The sequence below is a fragment of the Pseudomonas sp. R1-1 genome, assembly GCF_051132135.1.
Lineage (GTDB): Bacteria > Pseudomonadota > Gammaproteobacteria > Pseudomonadales > Pseudomonadaceae > Aquipseudomonas.
Window position 1 is genome coordinate 1,152,566 of sequence record NZ_CP071663.1, and the last position, 22,071, is coordinate 1,174,636.

Below are 22,071 nucleotides of genomic sequence, written 5' to 3' on the forward strand. Positions count from 1 at the left end.
AAGCAAAGAGCAAAATGTGTCGGTGGGATTGTCCGGGTCGCAACGCCGGCGATCAACTGTCGAAAGCATTCTGCAACCAGTTCAGCTGATCCGGGTGGCTGTCGATGGCCACCACATCGAAGCGGCAGGGGGAATTGGCCCAGCGCGATTCACGCTGAAGAAAATACTGCGCGGCGAATATCAGTTTCTGCTGCTTGCGCGCATCGATGCTGGCAAGCGCGCCACCCCATTGAGTGTTCTTTCTATAGCGAACTTCGACGAATACTACTGTATCGCCATCAAGCATGACCAGATCAAGCTCGCCGCGTTTGCATAACCAGTTCTGCGCCAGCAGGCGCAGACCCTGGTTTTGCAGATGCTCGAGCGCTTGGCGCTCGGCATCCTTGCCGCTTTGCGAGCGTGACCTGTCGGGCATCAGCGCGGGGTGTCCGGCAGACGCTGCACCTGGCCGCTGACGAATTGCGCCCAAGGCAACTGACGGACGACGCGTTGGGTCTGGGTCATGCCGAGGCTGCCCGACTCGCCGTCGATGCGGCTGTCCGGCAGGGCTTTGAGCTGGCCCAGACGCGGTGCCAGGCGATAGGCGTCCACGCCCATTGCGTACAGACGGCCGAGGCTGCCGGCGGCTTGCGGCCACTGGGCAACCACTTGCTGGCGCAGCGGATCACTGGTGTCCAGCAACCATGGGGTTTCGCAGAAGCGAATGCCGTTCATGTCGTTGTACTGGTTGACGTCACCGCTGGCGCTGTAGACGTGCGAAGTCGCGTAGACCGGAACGTCACCGGCGTACTGGAAGTTCAGGGTCGGCTTGATCTGCTGCGCCTGTTGTGGCGTGGCGGCGAGGAAGATGAATTCGATGTCCTGGCGACGCGAAGGCTGCGCGGCGACGTTGGTGCCGGCAGCGTTCTGCAGGCTTTTGGCACGGGCTTCACTCTGACGCAGCTGGAACATGTCGGCGATCTGCTGGGCCAGTTGCACCGGTTGATCAACGCGCTCGGTGGCGACGATGCTGCCGCCGTTGGCCTGCCAGTCCTGGCTGAACGCACGCAATACGCGGTCACCCCATTCGCCTTTCGGCACCATGATTGCGGCGCGGTGCAGGCCATCGGCACGGGCGCGACGCGAGACTTCGCGGGCTTCGTCTTCAGCGGCCAGACCGAACTGGAACAGCTGCGCCGGGCCTTGATCGCCTTCGCTGTAGTTCAACGCGAGGGTGGTAATCGGCAGTTGCGGGCGGGTGCTCAGTTGCTTGACCAGCGGTTTTTCCAGCGGGCCAACTACCAGTTGCACGCCGTCAGCCTGGGCCTTGCGGTAGAACTCGTCCATCGAGGTCAGCCTGGAGCTGTCGTAGAACTCGATGGCTGGCGGTTTTTGCCCGGCTTGTTGTGCCTGGTAGTGCGCCGCCATGAAGCCTTCACGCAAGGCTTTGCCGACTGCGGCCAGTTGGCCATCCTGAGGCAGCAGCAGGGCGATCTTGCTCAGTGGCTGGCTGGCCAGTTCCTTGAGTTTGGTCAGCGGCAGCGGCAGGTTGATCGCGGCCGGGTGCTTGGGGTTCTGCGCGCGCCAGTTGTCGATCGCCGCTTGCTGCTGCTCCAGCGTGCCAGCGGTTTTTACCGCCAGGGCCAGAGCCATCCAGCCGCCGAGGTCGTCGGTGCTGTTGGCTTGCAGTTGGTCGGCCGGCAGCGAGCCGATCAGGGTCCAGATCGCTTCGTGGTTCTTGCTCGCGGCTTCACCTTCGAGCATTGGCGCAATGAACACGCGTTCACGGGCGGCGGCCAGAGTCTGGCCATCGGCTTCAAGGGCGCGCGCATGCACGGTGCCGGTGCGCACTTGCTGCTCTTCCGGCATCTCGCCAAGTTTCTGCAGGCTTGGATGACTCAGGGCGGTCAGCGCAGCTTTCGGCTGATTGCGGGTCATGGCCAGTTCGGCGGAAAGCGTGTTGGCGAAAATCTGCTGGCCCGGCTTGAGTTGCTCGACGGGCACTTGTTGCAGGATTTGCGCGGACTGGCCGGCATTGCCCTGACGATAGGCCAGATCGGCGGCGCTCAAGCGCAACAGAGCGGCTTTTTCCGGGGTCTTGGCCTGGGTCGCCTGTTCGAGCAGTTGCTCGATGCTGGCATCCGGAGTCCGTGGAAGTTCGCCAAGGCTGGAGGAAGGGGAGCTGGCGCAAGCCGCCAACAGGGCAGCGAGGCAGAGGGCAGTGAACAGCCGCAGGCAAGCGATCATGTAAGTGTTCCTGATACTCGATCAAATTAGCGTGGAATTGTACCCAAGCACTGGCCGGGGCGCGATGTTACTGGCGTGAAACGGGCAATTTAGCTGGAGTAAATGTTGCGGCGGCCCACAACTGTGCGAAAAACCACGCTCGGCGCGAGCACGTCGCAAGCCTCGTGACGCGCTACAATGGCCGCTTTTACCGATCACGAGGTGTGCGCTTTGACTGCTCCAGGTTCCCTGAATTCCGCTGCTGGCTCGCTTTATGTGGTGGCGACGCCCATCGGCAACCTGGACGACATCAGCGCCCGGGCCCTGAAAATCCTCCGCGAAGTGGCGTTGATTGCCGCCGAAGACACGCGGCACTCGGCGCGGCTGATGCAGCACTTCGGCATCACCACGCCATTGGCGGCCTGCCACGAACACAACGAACGGGATGAAGGTAGTCGCTTTGTTACCCGTCTGCTGGCCGGTGACAATGTCGCACTGATCTCCGATGCCGGCACGCCGCTGATCTCCGATCCGGGGTATCACCTGGTGCGTCAGGCGCGAGCGGCGGGTATCAATGTGGTGCCGGTGCCAGGCGCCTGTGCATTGATCGCGGCGCTGTCGGCGGCCGGTCTGCCGTCCGACCGGTTTATCTTCGAAGGCTTTCTGCCGGCCAAGTCGGTGGGACGCAAGGCCCGTCTCGAAGCCGTCAAGGAAGAGCCGCGCACCTTGATCTTCTATGAAGCGCCGCACCGCATTCTTGAATGCCTGCAGGACATGGAAGAAGTGTTCGGCGGCGAGCGTCAGGCCTTGCTGGCCCGGGAAATCACCAAGACCTTCGAAACGCTCAAGGGTTTGCCGCTGGCCGAGTTGCGCGCATTCGTCGAATCGGACAGCAATCAGCAGCGCGGTGAATGCGTGGTGCTGGTGGCGGGCTGGACGGCGCCTGAATCCGAAGACGCGGTCAGCAGCGAGGCGATGCGCATCCTCGATCTGCTGCTTGAGGAAATGCCGCTCAAGCGCGCCGCTGCGCTTGCTGCACAGATCACCGGTGAACGTAAAAACGTGCTTTATCAGGTCGCGCTGGATAAACAGAAAGGCGTGTAAGCCGTCGCCCATAACGGTCTTGCGGGTTTTAGCGCTTGTTCTTCCGCCGCTCTGCCGTTAACCTTCGCGGCGGAGAGTCGATCGGACAGTCGCTGCCCTCTATGAAAATTAGGGGGGGGAGGAAAGTCCGGGCTCCATAGGGCGAAGTGCCAGGTAATGCCTGGGAGGCGTGAGCCTACGGAAAGTGCCACAGAAAATAACCGCCTAAGCGCGCAAGCGCCGGTAAGGGTGAAAAGGTGCGGTAAGAGCGCACCGCACGTCTGGCAACAGTTCGTGGCTAGGTAAACCCCACTTGGAGCAAGACCAAATAGGGTCCCAAGGCGTGGCCCGCGCTGGGACCGGGTAGGTTGCTAAAGATGTCCAGTGATGGCCATCGTAGACGAATGACTGTTCAAGACAGAACCCGGCTTACAGATCGACTCTCCACCTTTTCTTTCCCTGCTTGAATCAATGGCAACAGGGCTGTGTAATATCAGCAGGCCTGGGCTGAAAGTCCGGCAGCGGCAAACGCGGTAATAGCCATTTCCCACCTCGCTTCAATCAACAGCAGAAGCGCATTTGTAATACCGAAAAAATCTTACTCTTAACAAACTACTTTAACTTTCGAGCGCAGCTGTCAGTGCTGCATCAGGTTATTGGTCAAAAGCCTCCGTCAGATTCTCGTTGTGCCTCCTTTTAAGCTGCTAAATCTCCGTTCTGTAAGGGTTTTCCTTTAATCCGCGCCTTGACGGTGTGGTGGGCGCATTCCTATAGTGTGCGCAAGTGGCGGAAAGTGGCATGAAGTGGGTTTTTTGAGCTCAAAACGATAAAAATTGGAGAAACGCAGACGTGTTTCGCGGAGCTAACGCTATCAGTCTCGATGCAAAGGGCCGTCTCGCCATGCCGAGCCGGTACCGTGACGAGCTCGATTCGCGCAGTTCCGGCCAATTGATCGTGACCATTGATGCCGTAGATCCATGTTTATGTGTCTACCCGCTCGACGAGTGGGAAATCATTGAAACCAAGTTGCGCGCGCTCCCTTCGCTTCGCGAAGAGAACCGTCGCCTGCAACGTTTGCTGATTGGTAATGCCGTCGACCTCGAGCTCGATGGCAGTGGTCGTTTTCTGGTTCCACCGCGTCTGCGCGAGTACGCCAGGCTCGATAAGCGCGCAATGCTGGTGGGCCAACTGAACAAGTTCCAACTGTGGGACGAGGATGCATGGAACGCGGTGTCTGCCGCTGACCTTGCTGCTATTCAACAACCGGGCGCGATGCCTGATGAACTGCGTGATTTGATCCTGTGACTATTGATAGCGGCTTTAACCACATCACCGTACTGCTTGACGAAGCCGTCGAGGCTCTCGCCGTACGTCCTGATGGCTGCTATCTGGACGGCACGTTCGGGCGCGGCGGGCACAGCCGGTTGATCCTGAGCCAGCTCGGCACGGACGGTCGGCTCATCGGATTCGACAAGGACCCTCAAGCGATTGCCACCGGGCAAACGCTAGCGGCCGAAGACGGCCGCTTTGTCGTTGTGCAGCGCAGCTTTGCCGAGCTCGGTTCGGTGGTTGCCGAGCAGGGTCTGGCCGGCAAGGTCAGCGGTATTTTGCTCGACCTCGGGGTATCGTCGCCGCAGCTCGACGATGCCGAGCGCGGTTTCAGTTTCCTCAACGACGGCCCGCTGGACATGCGCATGGACCCGTCCCGTGGCATCAGCGCGGCCGAGTTCGTCAACACCGCGCCGGCGGAAGAAATCGCCCGGGTGTTCAAGGAATACGGCGAAGAACGTTTTTCCGGGCGCATGGCCCGTGCCGTGGTCGAGCGTCGCGATATCAAGCCGTTCGAGCGTACCGCCGATCTGGCTGAAGTGCTGAAGGTCGCCAACCCGGCGTGGGAAAAGGGCAAGAATCCGGCCACCCGCGCTTTCCAGGGTTTGCGTATTCACGTCAATAACGAACTTGGTGATCTGGAAGCCGGCCTCGAAGCCGCTCTGGATGCGCTGGAAGTCGGCGGTCGTCTGGTGGTGATCAGCTTCCATTCGCTGGAAGACCGCATCGTCAAACTGTTCATGCGCAAACTGGTGAAGGGCGAGGCCGACAACCTGCCGCGCAACCTGCCGGTGCGCCACGTTGCCTTCGAACCGAAAATCAAAGTCCACGGCAAAGCGCAGACGGCCTCCGACGCCGAACTCAAAGCCAACCCACGTTCCCGTAGTGCGGTCATGCGTGTCGCGGAGAAGTTGCGGTGAGCAAGCTTTTCGCCAAGCCATTGCCTGGCGGCAGCTTTCTGATGCTGCTGCTGTTTATCGGCGTGCTTTTTTCGGCGATCGCCGTGTCGTACAGCGCGCACTGGAACCGTCAGTTGCTCAACACCCTTTATAACGAACTCAGTGTGCGCGACAAGGCGCAGGCCGAGTGGGGCCGGCTGATTCTCGAACAGAGCACCTGGACCGCGCACAGCCGCATCGAAGTGCTGGCCACCGAACAACTGAAAATGCACATTCCCGGCGCGGCTGACGTGAAGATGGTGGCGCCATGATGAAACTCGAAGGCGCACTCTTCCCATGGCGCTTCCGCCTGATGGTGGCGCTGCTCGGCCTGATGGTTGCGGCGATCTGCTGGCGGATCATCGACCTGCAAGTGGTCGACCGTGATTTCCTCAAGGGGCAGGGCGACGCGCGCAGTCTGCGGCACATCCCGATTCCGGCGCACCGTGGTCTGATCACCGACCGTAATGGCGAGCCTCTGGCCGTGAGTACCCCGGTGACTACGCTGTGGGCCAACGCCAAGGAAATGCAGTCGGCCAAAGAGAAGTGGCCGGCACTTGCTGCGGCGCTGGGGCAGGACCCGAAAGCCCTGGCCGAACGCCTCGAAGCTCAGGCCAATAAAGAATTCATTTACCTGGTGCGCGGCTTGACCCCCGAGCAGGGCCAGGCTGTGCTCGACCTGAAAGTGCCGGGCGTTTACGGCATCGAAGAATTCCGCCGGTTCTACCCGGCCGGCGAAGTGACCGCGCACATGGTCGGCTTTACCGACATTGACGATCACGGTCGCGAAGGTGTCGAGCTGGCCTATGACGAATGGCTGGCCGGGGTCCCGGGCAAACGACAAGTGATCAAGGATCGCCGCGGGCGGCTGATCAAGGATGTCCAGGTCACCAAAAACGCCAAGGCCGGCAAGCCCTTGGCGTTGTCGATTGACCTGCGTCTGCAATACCTGGCCAACCGCGAGTTGCGCAACGCGATCATCGAGAACGGCGCCAAGGCCGGCAGTCTGGTGATCATGGATGTGAAGACCGGCGAGATTCTCGCCATGGTCAACCAGCCGACCTACAACCCGAACAACCGTCGAAACCTGCAACCGGCGATGATGCGCAACCGCGCGATGATCGACGTGTTCGAACCGGGTTCGACGATGAAAGCCATCTCGATGAGTGCGGCGATCGAAACCGGTCGCTGGAAACCGAGCGACACCGTCGAGGTGTACCCGGGCTCGTTGCAGATCGGCAAATACACCATTAAAGACGTGTCCAAGAGCGAAGGCCCGGTGCTCGACCTGACCGGCATTCTGATCAATTCCAGTAACGTGGGCATGAGTAAAGTCGCCTTCGATATCGGCGGCGAGACGATTTTCCGCCTCGCGCAGAAAGTCGGTCTCGGCCAGGACACCGGTCTGGGCTTCCCCGGCGAACGTGTCGGCAATCTGCCGAACTACCGCGAATGGCGCAAGGCTGAAACTGCAACCTTGTCTTACGGCTACGGTATTTCCGTGACCGCTATCCAGTTGGTGCACGCGTTCTCGGCGCTGGCCAACAACGGTCGTCTGGCGCCACTGACCCTGATCAAAACCGACAAGATGCCGCAGACCACGCAAGTGCTGCCCGAAGCCGTGGCGAAAACCATGCAGGGCATGTTGCAGCAAGTGATCGAAGCGCCGCGCGGCGTGTTCCGTGCGCAAGTGCCGGCTTATCACGTCGGCGGCAAGTCGGGTACGGCGCGTAAAACTTCGGTCGGCACCAAGGGTTACGCCGAAAACTCCTACCGCTCGCTGTTCGCCGGCTTCGGCCCGATGAGCGATCCGCGATACGCGATCGTGGTGGTGATCGACGAACCGACCAAGGCCGGCTACTTCGGTGGTCTGGTCTCGGCGCCGGTGTTCAGCCGCGTGATGTCCGGCACCCTGCGCCTGATGAACGTGACCCCGGATAACCTGCCGACCACGCAACAGGCCAACGCCACCCCGGTCATTCCGCTGAAAGCCAATGGAGGGCGCGGCTGATGTCATTGAGTCTGAACAAGATATTCCCCCACGCCGGCCACGATCTGTTGATCCGTGAATTGGCGCTGGACAGCCGCAACGTGCGCGCCGGCGATCTGTTTCTCGCCGTGCCCGGCGGCAAATTCGACGGCCGTGCGCACATCGCCGATGCCCTGCAACGCGGCGCCGCAGCCGTGGCGTATGAAGTGGAAGGTGCCACCGTGCTGCCGATCACCGATGTGCCGCTGATTCCGGTCAAAGGTCTGGCGGCGCAGCTGTCGGACATTGCTGGGCGCTTTTATGGCGAGCCGAGCCATCACCTGAATCTGATTGGCGTGACCGGCACCAACGGGAAGACCAGCGTGACCCAACTGGTTGCGCAGGCACTGGATCTGCTCGGCCAGCATTGCGGCATCGTCGGCACCTTGGGTTCCGGCTTCTATGGCGCGCTGGAAAGCGGCCTGCACACCACGCCGAATCCGATCGCCGTGCAGGCAACCCTGGGCGACTTGAAAAAGTCCGGTGCCAAAGCCGTGGCCATGGAAGTGTCCTCCCATGGTCTGGATCAGGGCCGGGTGACTGCGCTGGCGTTCGACGTGGCGGTGATGACCAATCTGTCCCGCGATCATCTGGATTATCACGGCACCATGCAGGCGTACGCCGAGGCCAAGGCCAGGCTGTTTGCCTGGAATGACCTGAAATGCCGCGTGGTCAACCTTGATGACGACTTCGGTCGGCAACTGGCGGCGGAAAAACGTGAATCGCGCTTGATCACCTACAGCCTGCTCGACAGCAGCGCGTACCTGTTTTGCCGCGAAGCGCAGTTCGACGATCACGGCGTGCGCGCCACGCTCGTTACACCCCAAGGTGAGCATCATCTGCGCAGCACACTGCTCGGGCGTTTCAACCTGAGCAACGTACTGGCGGCCGTCGGCGCCTTGCTCGGTCTGGATTACGCCCTCGACGAAATTCTCAAAGTGCTGCCGAAGCTCGAAGGTCCGGCCGGGCGCATGCAGCGTCTGGGTGGCGGCACACAACCGCTGGTGGTGGTCGATTACGCCCACACCCCGGATGCGCTGGAAAAAGTTCTGAGCGCACTGCGCCCGCACGTCAAAGGTCAGTTGCTGTGCCTGTTCGGCTGCGGCGGTGATCGCGATCGCGGCAAGCGTCCGTTGATGGCCGAAGTGGTCGAGCGCTTGGCGGACAAAGTATTGGTCACAGACGACAACCCGCGCACCGAGGACCCGGCCGTGATCTTTGATGACATCCGCGCCGGGTTCACTGCTGTGGATAAAGTCACCTTCGTCGCCGGCCGTGGTCAGGCGATTGCGCAATTGATTGCCGGCGCGACGGCTGACGACGTGATTGTTCTCGCTGGCAAAGGTCACGAGGACTATCAGGAAATCAACGGCGTGCGCCATGCCTTTTCCGATCTGGTCGAGGCCGATCATGCCCTGACCGCGTGGGAGGTTGCCCATGCTTAAGGCCCTGACGCTCAGCGAACTGACCAACGCCCTCGACGCCCGCTTGATCGGCAGCGATGCCAGCTTCAATGGCGTCAGCATCGACAGCCGCGCGATCCAGCCAGGCCAATTGTTTGTCGCCCTGACCGGTCCGCGTTTCGACGGCCACGATTATCTGAACGATGTCGCTGGCAAGGGTGCCGTTGCTGCACTGGTCGAGCGTGAAGTCGCCGACAGCACGCTGCCGCAATTGCTGGTCAAGGACAGCCGTCAGGCGCTGGGCCAATTGGGCGCCTTGAACCGTGCCGCCTTTACGCAGCCAGTGGCAGCGGTGACCGGATCCAGCGGCAAGACAACGGTCAAGGAAATGCTCGCGAGCATCCTGCGCACCCGCGGTCCGGTGCTGGCCACCCGTGGCAATCTGAACAATGACCTCGGCGCGCCGCTGACCTTGCTCGAACTGGCCCCGGAGCACACTTCGGCGGTGATCGAACTGGGTGCCTCGCGTCTCGGCGAAATCGCCTACACCGTGGGCCTGACCAAGCCGCACGTCGCGATTCTCAACAATGCCGGTACCGCCCATGTTGGCGAGTTTGGCGGGCCGGAAAAAATCGTCGAAGCCAAAGGCGAAATCATCGACGGCCTCGCCGCTGATGGCATCGCCGTGCTCAACCTCGATGACAAAGCCTTCGGTATCTGGCAGGCCCGCGCAGGCGCTCGCAAAGTGTTGACCTTCGCTCTGAGCAACATTCAGGCGGATTTCTACGCCAGCGACTTGAGCACCGATGCCCGCGGTTGCCCGGCGTTCAATCTGCATACACCTGAAGGTAGCGAGCGAGTGCAGTTGAACCTGCTCGGCACCCATAACGTCGCCAATGCCATGGCCGCCGCCGCTGCGGCTCATGCATTGGGCGTGTCGCTGTTCGGCATCGCCACCGGGCTTGGCGCGGTGCAACCGGTCAAGGGCCGCACCGTCGCGCAACTGGCGAAAAACGGCATGCGCGTGATCGACGACACTTACAACGCAAACCCCACCTCGATGTGCGCCGCCGTTGATATACTCGCCGGCTTTTCCGGCCGCACCGTCCTGGTGCTCGGGGATATCGGCGAGTTGGGCGAGTGGGCGGAGCAGGGGCACCGCGACGTGGGCGAGTACGCCCGAGGCAAGGTTTGCGCGCTATACGCTGTCGGGCCGAACATGGTCCACGCCGTGAACGCTTTCGGTGAGCAGGCGCATCACTTCGGCACGCAAGCCGAACTGATCCAGGCCCTCGACGCCGAGCAGGACACAAACACCACCATTTTGATCAAGGGCTCGCGCAGTGCAGCGATGGAAAACATCGTTGCGGCTCTGTGCGGGTCCAGTCTGGAGAAACATTAATGCTGCTGCTGCTAGCGGAGTATCTGCAACAGTTCTACAAAGGCTTCGCGGTCTTTCAGTACCTGACCCTGCGCGGGATTCTCGGTGTGCTGACCGCGCTGGTCTTGTCGCTGTGCTATGGCCCGTGGATGATCCGCACCCTGCAGAACCGTCAGATCGGCCAGTCCGTGCGCAACGACGGACCGCAATCGCACCTGTCCAAATCCGGTACGCCGACCATGGGCGGCGCGTTGATCCTGTCTTCGATCGGCGTCAGCACCTTGCTCTGGGCCGACCTCAGCAACCGTTATGTCTGGGTGGTGTTGCTGGTGACCCTGCTGTTCGGCGCCATCGGCTGGGTTGACGATTACCGCAAGGTCATTGAGAAGAACTCGCGTGGCCTGCCAAGCCGCTGGAAATATTTCTGGCAGTCGGTGTTCGGCCTCGGTGCGGCGATCTTCCTTTATATGACCGCATCCACCCCGGTGGAAACCACGCTGATCCTGCCGATGCTCAAGGACTACAGCATTCCGTTGGGCGCCGGTTTCATCGTGCTGACCTATTTCGTGATCGTCGGCTCAAGCAACGCGGTCAACCTGACTGACGGCCTCGACGGTCTGGCGATCATGCCGACGGTGATGGTCGGCGGCGGTCTGGGAATTTTCTGCTACCTGTCGGGTAACGTGAAATTCGCTGAGTACCTGCTGATCCCTTACGTACCGGGCGCAGGCGAGCTGATCGTGTTCTGCGGCGCGCTGATCGGTGCCGGCCTCGGCTTCCTGTGGTTCAACACCTATCCGGCGCAGGTGTTCATGGGCGACGTTGGCGCCCTGGCACTCGGCGCGGCACTGGGCACCATTGCGGTGATCGTCCGTCAGGAAATCGTCCTGTTCATCATGGGCGGCGTGTTCGTAATGGAAACCCTGTCAGTGGTCATTCAGGTTGCGTCCTTTAAGCTCACCGGTCGCCGAGTGTTCCGCATGGCACCGATCCATCACCACTTTGAACTCAAGGGCTGGCCCGAGCCGCGCGTGATCGTCCGTTTCTGGATCATCACCGTGATTCTCGTGCTGATCGGCCTTGCCACCCTGAAGCTGAGGTAGAACGAGTGTCTCTGATCGCTTCTGACCACTTCCGCATCGTTGTCGGCCTCGGCAAGAGCGGCATGTCCCTGGTTCGCTTCCTGGCGAACCGGGGCGTGGCGTTTGCCGTGGCCGACACGCGGGACAATCCACCGGAACTGGCCACGCTCAAGCGTGACTATCCGCACGTGGAAGTGCGTTGTGGCGAGCTGGACGTCGAATTCCTCTGCCGTGCCGACGAGCTCTACGTGAGCCCCGGCCTGGCGCTGGCGACTCCGGCCCTGCAAGCCGCTGCGGCGCGTGGCGTGAAAATGTCCGGCGACATCGAGCTGTTCGCGCGTAACGCGCGGGCGCCGATCGTCGCGATCACCGGTTCCAACGCGAAAAGCACCGTCACCACACTGGTCGGCGAGATGGCCGCTGCGGCCGGCAAACGCGTCGCCGTCGGTGGCAACCTCGGTACGCCGGCGCTGGATCTGCTCAGCGACGACATCGAGCTGTACGTGATGGAACTGTCGAGTTTTCAACTGGAAACCACCGACCAGCTCAACGCCGAAGTCGCCACCGTGCTGAATATCAGCGAAGACCACATGGATCGCTACAGCGGTCTGCCGGCGTATCACCTGGCCAAGCACCGGATCTTCCGTGGTGCGAAGCAGTTTGTGGTCAACCGTCAGGATGCGCTGAGCCGTCCGTTGATCGGCGAGGGCCAGCCGTGCTGGACCTTCGGTCTGAACAAGCCGGATTTCAAGGCATTCGGTCTGCGTGAAGAGGGCGGCGAGAAATACCTGGCTTTCGAATTCCAGAATCTGCTGCCGGTACGTGAACTGAAAGTGCGCGGCGCGCATAACCAGTCCAACGCCCTTGCGGCGCTGGCGCTCGGTCATGCGGTCGGTCTGCCGTTCGACGCCATGCTGTCGGCCCTGCGCAACTTCACCGGGCTCGAACACCGCTGCCAGTGGGTGCGTGACCTGGATGGCGTTGCCTACTACAACGATTCCAAAGCCACCAACGTCGGCGCCGCACTGGCCGCGATTGAAGGTCTGGGCGCGGACATCGACGGCAAGGTCATTCTGATCGCCGGCGGCGATGGCAAGGGCGCCGAGTTCAATGACCTGCGTGCGCCGGTCGCGGCCAACTGCCGCGCCGTGGTCCTGATGGGCCGCGACTCGGACAAGATCGGCGAAGCGCTCGGCGATGCCGTGCCCCTGATCCGCGCGACCTCGCTGGTCGATGCCGTCGCGCAATGCCGCGCCGCCGCGCAACCGGGCGATGTGGTGCTGCTGTCGCCGGCCTGCGCCAGTTTCGACATGTTCAAGAATTATGAAGACCGTGGTCACCAGTTCGTCCGCGTTGTGGAGGAATTGGCATGAACCTGAGAAACATCATTAAACCGTACCCGTCGCCGTTGATCACCGGGCGTGGCATCGACCTCGATTTCCCGATGCTCGCCGGGTGTCTGGCGCTGCTCGGTCTCGGTTTGATCATGATTGCTTCGGCGTCCACCGAAGTGGCAGCGGCGCAATCGGGCAGTCCGCTGTATTACATGATTCGCCACCTTATATATGTGGTGCTGGGCCTGGGCGCGTGCATCGTCACCATGATGATCCCGATCGCTACCTGGCAACGCCTCGGCTGGATGATGCTGATCGGCGCGTTCGGCTTGCTGGTGATGGTGATCATTCCCGGCATCGGCCGCGAAGTGAACGGTTCGATGCGCTGGATCGGTTTCAGCTTCTTCAACGTGCAGCCCTCGGAAATCGCCAAGGTGTTTGTGGTGATCTACCTCGCCGGTTATCTGGTGCGTCGCCAGAAAGAAGTGCGCGAGAGCTGGATGGGCTTCTTCAAGCCGTTCATCGTGCTACTGCCGATGGCCGGTCTGCTGCTGATGGAGCCGGACTTTGGCGCCACCGTGGTCATGATGGGTGCGGCCGCAGCGATGCTGTTCCTGGGCGGGGTCGGGCTGTTCCGCTTCTCGCTGATGGTGGTGCTGGCAGTCGGGGCCGTGGTCTTGCTGATTCAGATGCAGCCCTACCGGATGGCGCGTCTGACCAACTTTGCCGACCCGTGGGCCGACCAGTTCGGCGCCGGTTATCAGCTCTCGCAAGCATTGATCGCATTCGGTCGCGGTGAGTGGCTGGGCGTAGGCCTGGGCAACAGCGTGCAGAAACAGTTCTACCTGCCGGAAGCGCACACCGACTTCGTGTTCTCGGTACTCGCTGAAGAACTCGGCGCGGTCGGTTCGTTGTGCACCGTCGCGCTGTTCGTGTTCGTGTGTGTTCGCGGCATGTACATCGGCTTGTGGGCCGAGAAGGCCAAGCAGTTCTTCGCCGCTTATGTGGCTTACGGTCTGTCGTTCCTGTGGATTGGTCAGTTCCTGATCAACATCGGTGTGAACGTCGGCCTGCTGCCGACCAAGGGTCTGACTTTGCCGTTTCTCAGTTACGGCGGCAGTTCGCTGGTGATCTGCTGCGCCTGTCTGGGCTTGTTGCTGCGCATCGAGTGGGAGAGTCGAACCCACCTGGGCAGCGAAGAGATGGAATTCCATGAAAGCGACTTCGCCGAGGAGCCGACTCATGGGCGCTAACGTCTTGATCATGGCCGGCGGAACCGGCGGCCACGTATTCCCGGCACTGGCCTGTGCCCGCGAGTTTCAGGCGCGCGGCTACACCGTGCACTGGCTCGGCACGCCACGCGGCATCGAAAACGAACTGGTCCCGGCGGCAGGGCTTGAACTGCACCGGATCAATGCCAGCGGTCTGCGCGGCAAGGGCAAGCTGTCTTTGCTCAAGGCACCGTTGATGTTGCTGAAATCGGTGTGGCAGGCGCGGGCGATCATGCGTCGCCTGAAGCCGGTGTGTGTGGTCGGCTTCGGTGGTTATGTGACTGGCCCCGGCGGCCTCGCCGCGAAACTGGCCGGGGTGCCGGTGATTGTTCACGAGCAGAACGCCGTGGCCGGCACCGCCAATCGGTTGCTGGTGCCGTTCGCCGCCCGAGTGTGTGAAGCGTTCCCCGACACCTTTACTCTGTCGGACAGCCGCCGTACCACCGGCAATCCGGTGCGCAGCGAGCTGTTCCTCGATACCTCGCGTCCGGCGCTGGCCGGGCGCAAAGCGCGTTTGCTGATCCTCGGCGGAAGCCTGGGCGCAGAACCGTTGAACAAATTGCTGCCTGAAGCCCTGGCCCAAGTCGCTGCCGACCTGCGCCCGGAAGTGTTTCATCAGGCCGGCAAGAATCACGATGCAGTGACTGCCGAGCGCTACCGCACCGCGGGTGTGGAAGCGCAAGTGCAGCCGTTCATCAAAGACATGGCTCAAGCCTATGGCTGGGCTGACCTGGTGGTGTGCCGCGCCGGCGCGTTGACCATCAGTGAACTGGCTGCCGCCGGTCTGCCCTCGATGCTGGTGCCTTTGCCCCACGCGATCGACGATCACCAGACCCGCAACGCCGATTATTTGGCTCGCGAAGGCGCTGCCTTCCTGATGCCGCAAAGAACGACTGGCGCCGCGGACCTTGCCGCGCGCCTGACAGAGGTCTTGATGCAACCGCAACGACTCGAAGCAATGGCCCAAGCGGCCCGCCGTCTGGCCAAACCCGATGCCACCCGCAGTGTGGTCGATACCTGTCTGGAGGTGGCCCATGGTTGAGAATCAGAAAGCCATGCCACAACCGGAAATGCGCCGCATCCGTCGTATCCACTTCGTCGGTATCGGCGGCGTGGGCATGTGCGGTATCGCCGAAGTGCTGTTGAACCTGGGCTATCAAGTCTCTGGTTCCGACCTGAAAGCCTCGCCGGTCACCGAGCGCCTGGAATCCTTCGGCGCGCAGATCTTCATTGGCCACCGCGCCGAGAACGCTGCGGCCGCCGATGTGCTGGTAGTGTCGAGCGCGGTAAATACGTCCAACCCGGAAGTCGCGACCGCGCTTGAGCGCCGCATCCCTGTGGTACCGCGTGCGGAAATGCTCGCCGAGCTGATGCGCTATCGCCACGGCATCGCGGTCGCCGGTACGCACGGCAAAACCACCACCACCAGCCTGATCGCTTCGGTGTTCGCTGCCGGTGGCCTCGATCCGACCTTCGTGATCGGTGGTCGTCTGAACGCGGCGGGCACCAATGCCCAGCTCGGCACCAGCCGTTACCTGATCGCCGAAGCCGACGAGAGCGATGCGAGCTTCCTGCATCTGCAGCCGCTGGTGGCCGTGGTCACCAACATCGACGCCGATCACATGGCGACCTACGACGGCGACTTCAACAAACTGAAGAAAACCTTCGTCGAATTCCTGCACAACCTGCCGTTCTACGGGCTGGCGGTGATGTGCCTGGACGATCCGGTGGTGCGTGAAATCCTGCCGCTGGTCAAGCGTCCGACCGTGACCTACGGCTTCAGCGAAGACGCCGACGTGCGCGCGATCAATGTTCGCCAGCAAGGCATGCAGACGTTCTTCACCGTGCTGCGCCCGGATCGCGAGCCGCTGGAAGTGTCGGTGAACATGCCCGGCAACCACAACGTGCTCAACTCGCTGGCGACCATTTGTATTGCCACCGACGAGGGCGTCAGCGATGAAGCCATCGTTCAGGGCCTCTCGGGTTTCCAGGGCGTGGGTCGACGCTTCCAGGTCTACGGCGAACTGCCGGTGGACGGCGGCAACGTGATGCTGGTCGACGACTACGGCCATCACCCGACCGAAGTCGCCGCGGTGATCAAAGCCGTACGCGGTGGCTGGCCGGAACGCCGTCTGGTGATGGTGTATCAGCCGCACCGTTACAGCCGCACCCGCGATCTGTACGACGACTTCGTCAACGTACTGGCCGATGCCAACGTGCTGCTGCTGATGGAAGTCTATCCGGCCGGCGAAGAGCCGATCCCCGGTGCCGACAGCCGCAAGCTGTGCAACAGCATCCGTCAGCGCGGCCAGCTCGATCCGATCTACATCGAGCGTGGCGTCGATCTGGCGCCGCTGGTCAAGCCGCTGCTGCGTGCCGGCGACATCCTGCTGTGCCAGGGCGCGGGTGATATCGGCGGTCTCGCGCCGAAGCTGTTGAAAAGTGAATTGTTCGCTGGCGCCGTGGCGGCGTCAGTCGAGGGGAAGTTGAAATGACTGCTGCCTACGCCAAGCTGTTTTCCTCCATCGCGCCGAAAGACTTCGGCCGCGTCGCCGTGCTCTTCGGCGGCCTGAGTGCCGAGCGTGAGGTTTCGTTGAAGTCCGGTAACGCCGTGCTCGAGGCGCTGCAAAGCGCCGGCGTGGACGCGTTCGGCATCGATGTCGGCGAAGACTTTCTGCAGCGTCTGCTCAGCGAGAAGATCGACCGTGCGTTCATCATTCTCCACGGTCGTGGCGGCGAAGACGGCAGCATGCAGGGCCTGCTCGAATGCGCGGGCATTCCCTACACCGGCAGTGGCATTCTGGCCTCGGCACTGGCCATGGACAAACTGCGCACCAAGCAGGTCTGGCACAGCCTCGGAATTCCGACGCCGCGTCACGCCGTGCTGTGCAGCGAAGCCGATTGTATTTCGGCAGCGACGGAACTGGGCTTCCCTTTGATCGTCAAACCGGCGCATGAAGGTTCAAGTATCGGGATGGCCAAAGTGAGTTCTGCGTCCGAGTTGATCGACGCATGGAAAGCGGCCAGTACCTACGATTCACAAGTGTTGGTCGAGCAATGGATTCAAGGTCCGGAGTTCACCATCGCCACTCTGCGTGACCAGGTGTTGCCTCCTATCGCCCTGGGTACACCGCACTCGTTCTACGACTACGACGCCAAGTACATCGCCAACGATACCCAGTACCGCATTCCGTGCGGGCTGGATGCCGCCAAGGAACAGGAACTCATGGATCTCACGGCCAAGGCCTGTGAGGCGCTGGGTATTGCTGGTTGGGGCCGGGCGGACGTGATGCAGGACGCCGACGGGCAGTTCTGGTTCCTCGAAGTGAATACCGCACCGGGCATGACCGATCACAGTCTGGTGCCGATGGCGGCGCGTGCTGCCGGTCTGGATTTCCAGCAACTGGTTCTGGCCATTCTGGCGGCCAGCGTTGAAGACGCCGGCAATAAAGAGGCGCGAGGTTAAGACCATGCAAGGCGCTCATCTGCGACATCAGCCCCCCGCACCCGGCCGCAAGCCGGTGCCGCGTGGCGCCAGCCGAATGGTGGCGAAAGAGCCGATGTCCGCGCGCCTGCCGAAAGCCAATTTCGGCTTTCTGAAAAGCCTGTTCTGGCCGGTGCTGCTGGTGGCGCTGGGCTTCGGTACCTACGAAGGCGCGCAGCGTCTGCTGCCGTACGCCGACCGGCCGATCAGCAAGATCGCGGTACAGGGCGACCTGAGCTACATCAGCCAGCAGGCGGTGCAGCAGCGCATCGCACCATTCGTGGCGTCGAGCTTCTTCACCATCGACCTGGCCGGGATGCGCACCGAGCTTGAGCAGATGCCATGGATCGCCCACGCCGAAGTGCGTCGCGTGTGGCCGGATCAAGTGGTGATCCGCCTCGAAGAGCAACTGCCGGTCGCGCGTTGGGGCGACGAGTCGCTACTGAACAACCAGGGCCAGGCGTTTACGCCCAAGGAACTGGCGAACTACGAACATCTGCCGCAACTGTTCGGCCCACAACGGGCGCAGCAGCAAGTGATGCAGCAGTACCAGGTATTGAGCCAGATGTTGCGGCCGCTGGGTTTTTCGATTGCACGCCTGGAATTGCGTGAACGCGGCAGCTGGTTCCTGACCACCGGTGCCGGCAGTTCCGGCCCCGGCATCGAGTTGCTGCTGGGACGCGGCAATCTGGTGGAAAAGATGCGCCGCTTCATCGCCATCTATGACAAGACGCTGAAAGAGCAGATTACGAACATTGCGCGCATCGATCTGCGCTACGCCAACGGCCTCGCTGTTGGCTGGCGGGAACCCGTAGCGCCGACGACAGCCCAACCCGCTGTCGCAAAGAATTAAGAAGAGGCAGGACCCATGGCAAACGTGCAAAGCGGCAAAATGATCGTCGGTCTCGATATCGGCACCTCCAAGGTGGTGGCGCTGGTCGGCGAGGTCTCCGACGACGGCTCGCTGGAAATCGTCGGGATCGGTACCCATCCGTCCCGTGGCCTGAAGAAGGGCGTGGTGGTCAACATCGAGTCCACCGTGCAGTCGATTCAGCGCGCGATCGAAGAAGCCCAGCTGATGGCCGGCTGCCGCATTCACTCGGCGTTCGTCGGCGTGGCCGGCAATCACATCCGCAGCCTGAATTCCCACGGCATCGTCGCGATCCGTGATCGCGAAGTCAGCTCGGCCGACCTCGAGCGTGTACTGGATGCCGCTCAGGCCGTGGCGATCCCGGCTGACCAGCGCGTGCTGCACACCCTGCCGCAGGATTACGTGATCGATAACCAGGAAGGCGTACGCGAGCCACTGGGCATGTCCGGCGTGCGTCTGGAAGCCAAGGTTCACGTGGTCACCTGCGCCGTCAATGCCGCGCAGAACATTGAAAAATGCGTGCGCCGCTGCGGTCTGGAAATCGACGACATCATTCTCGAGCAACTGGCCTCGGCCTACTCGGTACTGACCGACGACGAGAAAGAGCTGGGCGTGTGCCTGGTCGACATCGGCGGCGGCACCACCGACATCGCGATCTTCACCGAAGGCGCGATCCGGCATACCGCGGTGATCCCGATTGCCGGTGATCAGGTGACCAACGACATCGCCATGGCGTTGCGCACCCCGACCCAGTACGCCGAAGAGATCAAGATCCGTTACGCCTGCGCCCTGGCCAAACTGGCCGGCGCCGGCGAAACCATCAAGGTGCCAAGCGTAGGCGACCGTCCACCGCGCGAACTGTCGCGTCAGGCCCTGGCCGAAGTGGTCGAGCCGCGTTACGACGAACTGTTCACGCTGATCCAGGCCGAGCTGCGTCGCAGCGGCTACGAAGACCTGATCCCGGCCGGCATCGTCCTGACAGGAGGCACGTCGAAAATGGAAGGCGCCACTGAACTGGCCGAGGAAATCTTCCACATGCCGGTACGCCTCGGTGTTCCGCATGGCGTCAAAGGCCTGGATGACGTGGTGCGCAACCCGATCTATTCCACTGGCGTTGGTTTGTTGATGTACGGCCTGCAAAAGCAGTCCGACGGGGTTTCGTTCTCCGGTATCGGCAGCCGCGACAGCTACAGCAACGAAGAGCCGCAGGCACCGTTGCTGGACCGCTTGAAGAAGTGGGTTCAGGGCAACTTTTAAAAGCCGCTTGAAGCGACAAGCTTCAAGCGGCAAGCAACTGCAGTAGATACACCGCAACAAACAGCAGTAGGCGAAAAAACTAGAGAATGTAAGGAGAGGGAAAATGTTCGAACTCGTAGACAACATCCCCGCAAGCCCGGTAATCAAGGTTATCGGTGTCGGCGGTGGCGGCGGCAACGCTGTCAATCACATGGTCAAGAGCAACATCGAAGGCGTTGAGTTCATCTGCGCCAACACTGATGCTCAAGCGCTGAAAAACATCGGCGCGCGGACCATCCTGCAACTGGGCACCGGCGTGACCAAAGGTCTGGGCGCGGGCGCCAACCCTGAAGTCGGTCGTCAGGCCGCTCTGGAAGACCGTGAGCGCATTGCCGAAGTGCTGCAGGGCACCAACATGGTGTTCATCACCACTGGCATGGGCGGCGGTACCGGCACCGGTGCAGCGCCGATCATCGCCGAAGTGGCCAAGGAAATGGGCATCCTGACCGTTGCGGTCGTGACGCGTCCGTTCCCGTTCGAAGGCCGCAAGCGTATGCAGATCGCCGATGAAGGCATCCGCATGCTCTCGGAAAGCGTCGACTCGCTGATCACCATTCCGAATGAAAAACTGCTGACCATCCTCGGTAAAGACGCAAGCCTCCTATCGGCTTTCGCCAAGGCAGACGATGTACTGGCCGGTGCCGTTCGCGGTATCTCCGACATCATCAAGCGTCCGGGCATGATCAACGTCGACTTCGCCGACGTGCGTACCGTGATGAGCGAAATGGGCATGGCGATGATGGGCACTGGTTGCGCCAGCGGTCCGAACCGTGCACGTGAAGCCACTGAAGCGGCTATCCGCAACCCGCTGCTCGAAGACGTCAACCTGCAGGGCGCACGCGGCATCCTGGTGAACATCACCGCAGGCCCTGACCTGTCGCTGGGTGAGTACTCCGACGTGGGTAGCATCATCGAAGCCTTCGCTTCCGAGCACGCGATGGTCAAGGTCGGTACCGTTATCGATCCGGACATGCGCGACGAGCTGCACGTCACCGTAGTTGCTACCGGTCTGGGCGCGAAAATCGAGAAGCCTGTGAAGGTCATCGACAACACCGTTCACACCTCGATGGCTTCGGCGCAGGTGCAACAACCGGCTCCGGCCCGTCAGGAAGCGCCAGCGGTGAACTACCGTGATCTGGACCGTCCGACCGTCATGCGCAACCAGGCTCAGGCCGGTGCTGCGGCTGCCGCGAAAATGAATCCGCAAGATGACCTGGACTACCTGGACATCCCGGCATTCCTGCGTCGTCAGGCCGATTGATGGAATGTATCAGGCCTATGAAGGTGATTGGTGTTCAGCAAAGGCATGGTCTGCTATCATCGCCAGCCTTTGTTGATACCAGTTCGCAATTTGCGCTGAAGCGGCCCAAGCCATGATTAAACAACGCACACTGAAAAATATTATCCGTGCCACAGGTGTAGGCCTGCACTCCGGTGAGAAGGTCTATCTGACCCTCAAGCCTGCGCCTGTCGACACTGGCATTGTGTTTTGTCGCGCTGACCTCGACCCTGTGGTGCAGATTCCTGCCCGCGCGGAAAACGTCGGTGAAACCACTATGTCGACGACGCTGATCAATGGCGACGTCAAAGTGGACACGGTAGAGCACTTGCTCTCGGCCATGGCTGGCCTGGGCATCGATAACGCCTACGTCGAGCTCTCCGCGTCCGAAGTCCCGATCATGGATGGCAGCGCTGGACCCTTCGTATTCCTGATTCAATCGGCAGGCCTGGAAGAACAGGACGCCGCCAAGAAATTCATCCGCATCCTGCGTGAAGTGACAGTGGAAGACGGCGACAAGCGCGCCACTTTCGTGCCTTTCGAAGGGTTCAAGGTGAGCTTCGAGATCGATTTCGATCACCCGGTTTTCCGGGACCGCACCCAGAGTGCAAGCGTGGATTTTTCCAGCACTTCGTTCGTAAAAGAAGTCAGCCGCGCGCGTACCTTTGGTTTCATGAGTGACATCGAGTACCTGCGCAAGCACAACCTCGCACTCGGCGGCAGCGTTGAAAACGCAATCGTGGTCGACGCCGATGGCGTGTTGAACGAAGACGGTCTTCGCTATGAAGACGAATTCGTCAAACACAAGATCCTCGATGCAATTGGCGACCTGTACCTGCTGGGCAACAGCCTGATTGGTGAGTTCAAAGGCTTCAAGTCCGGTCATGCACTGAACAACCAGCTGCTGCGCAAGTTGATTGAGCAGACAGACGCTTGGGAAGTGGTGACGTTCGAAGACGCCAGCACCGCACCGATCTCTTACATGCGCCCGGTTGCGGCCGTGTAAGTAAAAAACCTCTCTAGTTTTTTGAAGGCCATCCCTGGATGGCCTTTTTTTATGCCCTTGGTTTTTGTGTTGCCAGCACT

19 protein-coding genes and 1 other RNA gene are annotated in these 22,071 nt (G+C 61.4%); 18 read left to right on the forward strand and 2 right to left on the reverse strand.

All coding sequences use genetic code 11. The features are described from left to right. Positions 1-52: 52 nt before the first annotated feature. Together J3P75_RS05425 and J3P75_RS05430 are read right to left on the reverse strand one after the other, a co-directional pair. On the reverse strand, positions 53-415 hold the full coding sequence (locus tag J3P75_RS05425) for a YraN family protein (protein ID WP_090286138.1): 363 nt from the start codon (positions 413-415) through the stop codon (positions 53-55). After that, a complete protein-coding gene (locus J3P75_RS05430) occupies positions 415-2,226 on the reverse strand; it encodes a penicillin-binding protein activator (RefSeq protein ID WP_434709557.1) in 1,812 nt (603 codons plus the stop codon). The genes J3P75_RS05425 and J3P75_RS05430 overlap by 1 nt, the downstream gene beginning before the upstream one ends. A 177-nt stretch (positions 2,227-2,403) precedes the next feature. Here J3P75_RS05430 and rsmI point away from each other — a divergent pair, with 177 nt between their 5' ends. From rsmI to lpxC, 18 genes are all read left to right on the forward strand, one after another. After that, entirely contained in the window at positions 2,404-3,309 is a 906-nt protein-coding gene (gene rsmI, locus J3P75_RS05435) for a 16S rRNA (cytidine(1402)-2'-O)-methyltransferase (RefSeq protein ID WP_434709558.1), read from the forward strand. Positions 3,310-3,382: 73 nt separating this feature from the next. Then, positions 3,383-3,736: RNase P RNA component class A (rnpB, locus tag J3P75_RS05440), an RNA gene on the forward strand. 401 nt (positions 3,737-4,137) lie between these two features. Further along, positions 4,138-4,593 (forward strand): division/cell wall cluster transcriptional repressor MraZ, encoded by a 456-nt coding sequence (gene mraZ, locus J3P75_RS05445; protein ID WP_090286131.1) that lies wholly within the window; start codon positions 4,138-4,140, stop codon positions 4,591-4,593. Next, positions 4,590-5,537: a 16S rRNA (cytosine(1402)-N(4))-methyltransferase RsmH gene (gene rsmH / locus J3P75_RS05450; protein WP_434709559.1), complete on the forward strand. Its 948-nt coding sequence runs from the start codon at positions 4,590-4,592 to the stop codon at positions 5,535-5,537. Before mraZ ends, rsmH begins: the two co-directional genes overlap by 4 nt. Then, complete coding sequence (gene ftsL / locus J3P75_RS05455; RefSeq protein WP_016773269.1) at positions 5,534-5,827, forward strand: cell division protein FtsL; 294 nt, start codon at positions 5,534-5,536, stop codon at positions 5,825-5,827. The genes rsmH and ftsL overlap by 4 nt, the downstream gene beginning before the upstream one ends. Beyond that, complete coding sequence (locus J3P75_RS05460) at positions 5,827-7,566, forward strand: peptidoglycan D,D-transpeptidase FtsI family protein (RefSeq protein WP_203422138.1); 1,740 nt, start codon at positions 5,827-5,829, stop codon at positions 7,564-7,566. The genes ftsL and J3P75_RS05460 overlap by 1 nt, the downstream gene beginning before the upstream one ends. Next, positions 7,566-9,029: a UDP-N-acetylmuramoyl-L-alanyl-D-glutamate--2,6-diaminopimelate ligase gene (locus tag J3P75_RS05465; RefSeq protein ID WP_434595647.1), complete on the forward strand. Its 1,464-nt coding sequence runs from the start codon at positions 7,566-7,568 to the stop codon at positions 9,027-9,029. The genes J3P75_RS05460 and J3P75_RS05465 overlap by 1 nt, the downstream gene beginning before the upstream one ends. Then, complete coding sequence (locus J3P75_RS05470; protein ID WP_434709560.1) at positions 9,022-10,389, forward strand: UDP-N-acetylmuramoyl-tripeptide--D-alanyl-D-alanine ligase; 1,368 nt, start codon at positions 9,022-9,024, stop codon at positions 10,387-10,389. Before J3P75_RS05465 ends, J3P75_RS05470 begins: the two co-directional genes overlap by 8 nt. After that, entirely contained in the window at positions 10,389-11,471 is a 1,083-nt protein-coding gene (mraY, locus tag J3P75_RS05475) for a phospho-N-acetylmuramoyl-pentapeptide-transferase (RefSeq protein ID WP_007956769.1), read from the forward strand. Before J3P75_RS05470 ends, mraY begins: the two co-directional genes overlap by 1 nt. Positions 11,472-11,476: 5 nt before the next feature. After that, complete coding sequence (gene murD / locus J3P75_RS05480; protein WP_434709561.1) at positions 11,477-12,823, forward strand: UDP-N-acetylmuramoyl-L-alanine--D-glutamate ligase; 1,347 nt, start codon at positions 11,477-11,479, stop codon at positions 12,821-12,823. Beyond that, positions 12,820-14,037: a putative lipid II flippase FtsW gene (gene ftsW / locus J3P75_RS05485; RefSeq protein ID WP_090286119.1), complete on the forward strand. Its 1,218-nt coding sequence runs from the start codon at positions 12,820-12,822 to the stop codon at positions 14,035-14,037. Before murD ends, ftsW begins: the two co-directional genes overlap by 4 nt. Then, positions 14,027-15,097, forward strand: a complete 1,071-nt coding sequence (gene murG / locus J3P75_RS05490; RefSeq protein WP_206415065.1) for an undecaprenyldiphospho-muramoylpentapeptide beta-N-acetylglucosaminyltransferase — start codon at positions 14,027-14,029, stop codon at positions 15,095-15,097. The genes ftsW and murG overlap by 11 nt, the downstream gene beginning before the upstream one ends. After that, positions 15,090-16,550, forward strand: coding sequence for a UDP-N-acetylmuramate--L-alanine ligase (murC, locus tag J3P75_RS05495; protein ID WP_090286114.1), 1,461 nt, complete (start codon positions 15,090-15,092; stop codon positions 16,548-16,550). Before murG ends, murC begins: the two co-directional genes overlap by 8 nt. Then, entirely contained in the window at positions 16,547-17,521 is a 975-nt protein-coding gene (locus tag J3P75_RS05500; RefSeq protein ID WP_203419426.1) for a D-alanine--D-alanine ligase, read from the forward strand. The genes murC and J3P75_RS05500 overlap by 4 nt, the downstream gene beginning before the upstream one ends. A 4-nt stretch (positions 17,522-17,525) precedes the next feature. Beyond that, positions 17,526-18,392, forward strand: coding sequence for a cell division protein FtsQ/DivIB (locus J3P75_RS05505; RefSeq protein ID WP_073473459.1), 867 nt, complete (start codon positions 17,526-17,528; stop codon positions 18,390-18,392). 15 nt (positions 18,393-18,407) lie between these two features. Further along, positions 18,408-19,667, forward strand: coding sequence for a cell division protein FtsA (gene ftsA / locus J3P75_RS05510; protein WP_007916987.1), 1,260 nt, complete (start codon positions 18,408-18,410; stop codon positions 19,665-19,667). Positions 19,668-19,770: 103 nt separating this feature from the next. After that, positions 19,771-20,967: a cell division protein FtsZ gene (gene ftsZ / locus J3P75_RS05515; protein WP_016986475.1), complete on the forward strand. Its 1,197-nt coding sequence runs from the start codon at positions 19,771-19,773 to the stop codon at positions 20,965-20,967. A 112-nt stretch (positions 20,968-21,079) separates the two neighbouring features. Continuing rightward, positions 21,080-21,991 carry a UDP-3-O-acyl-N-acetylglucosamine deacetylase gene (gene lpxC / locus J3P75_RS05520; protein WP_007916984.1) on the forward strand — a complete coding sequence of 304 codons (912 nt, stop codon included), beginning with the start codon at positions 21,080-21,082 and terminating at the stop codon, positions 21,989-21,991. Positions 21,992-22,071 lie beyond the last annotated feature (80 nt).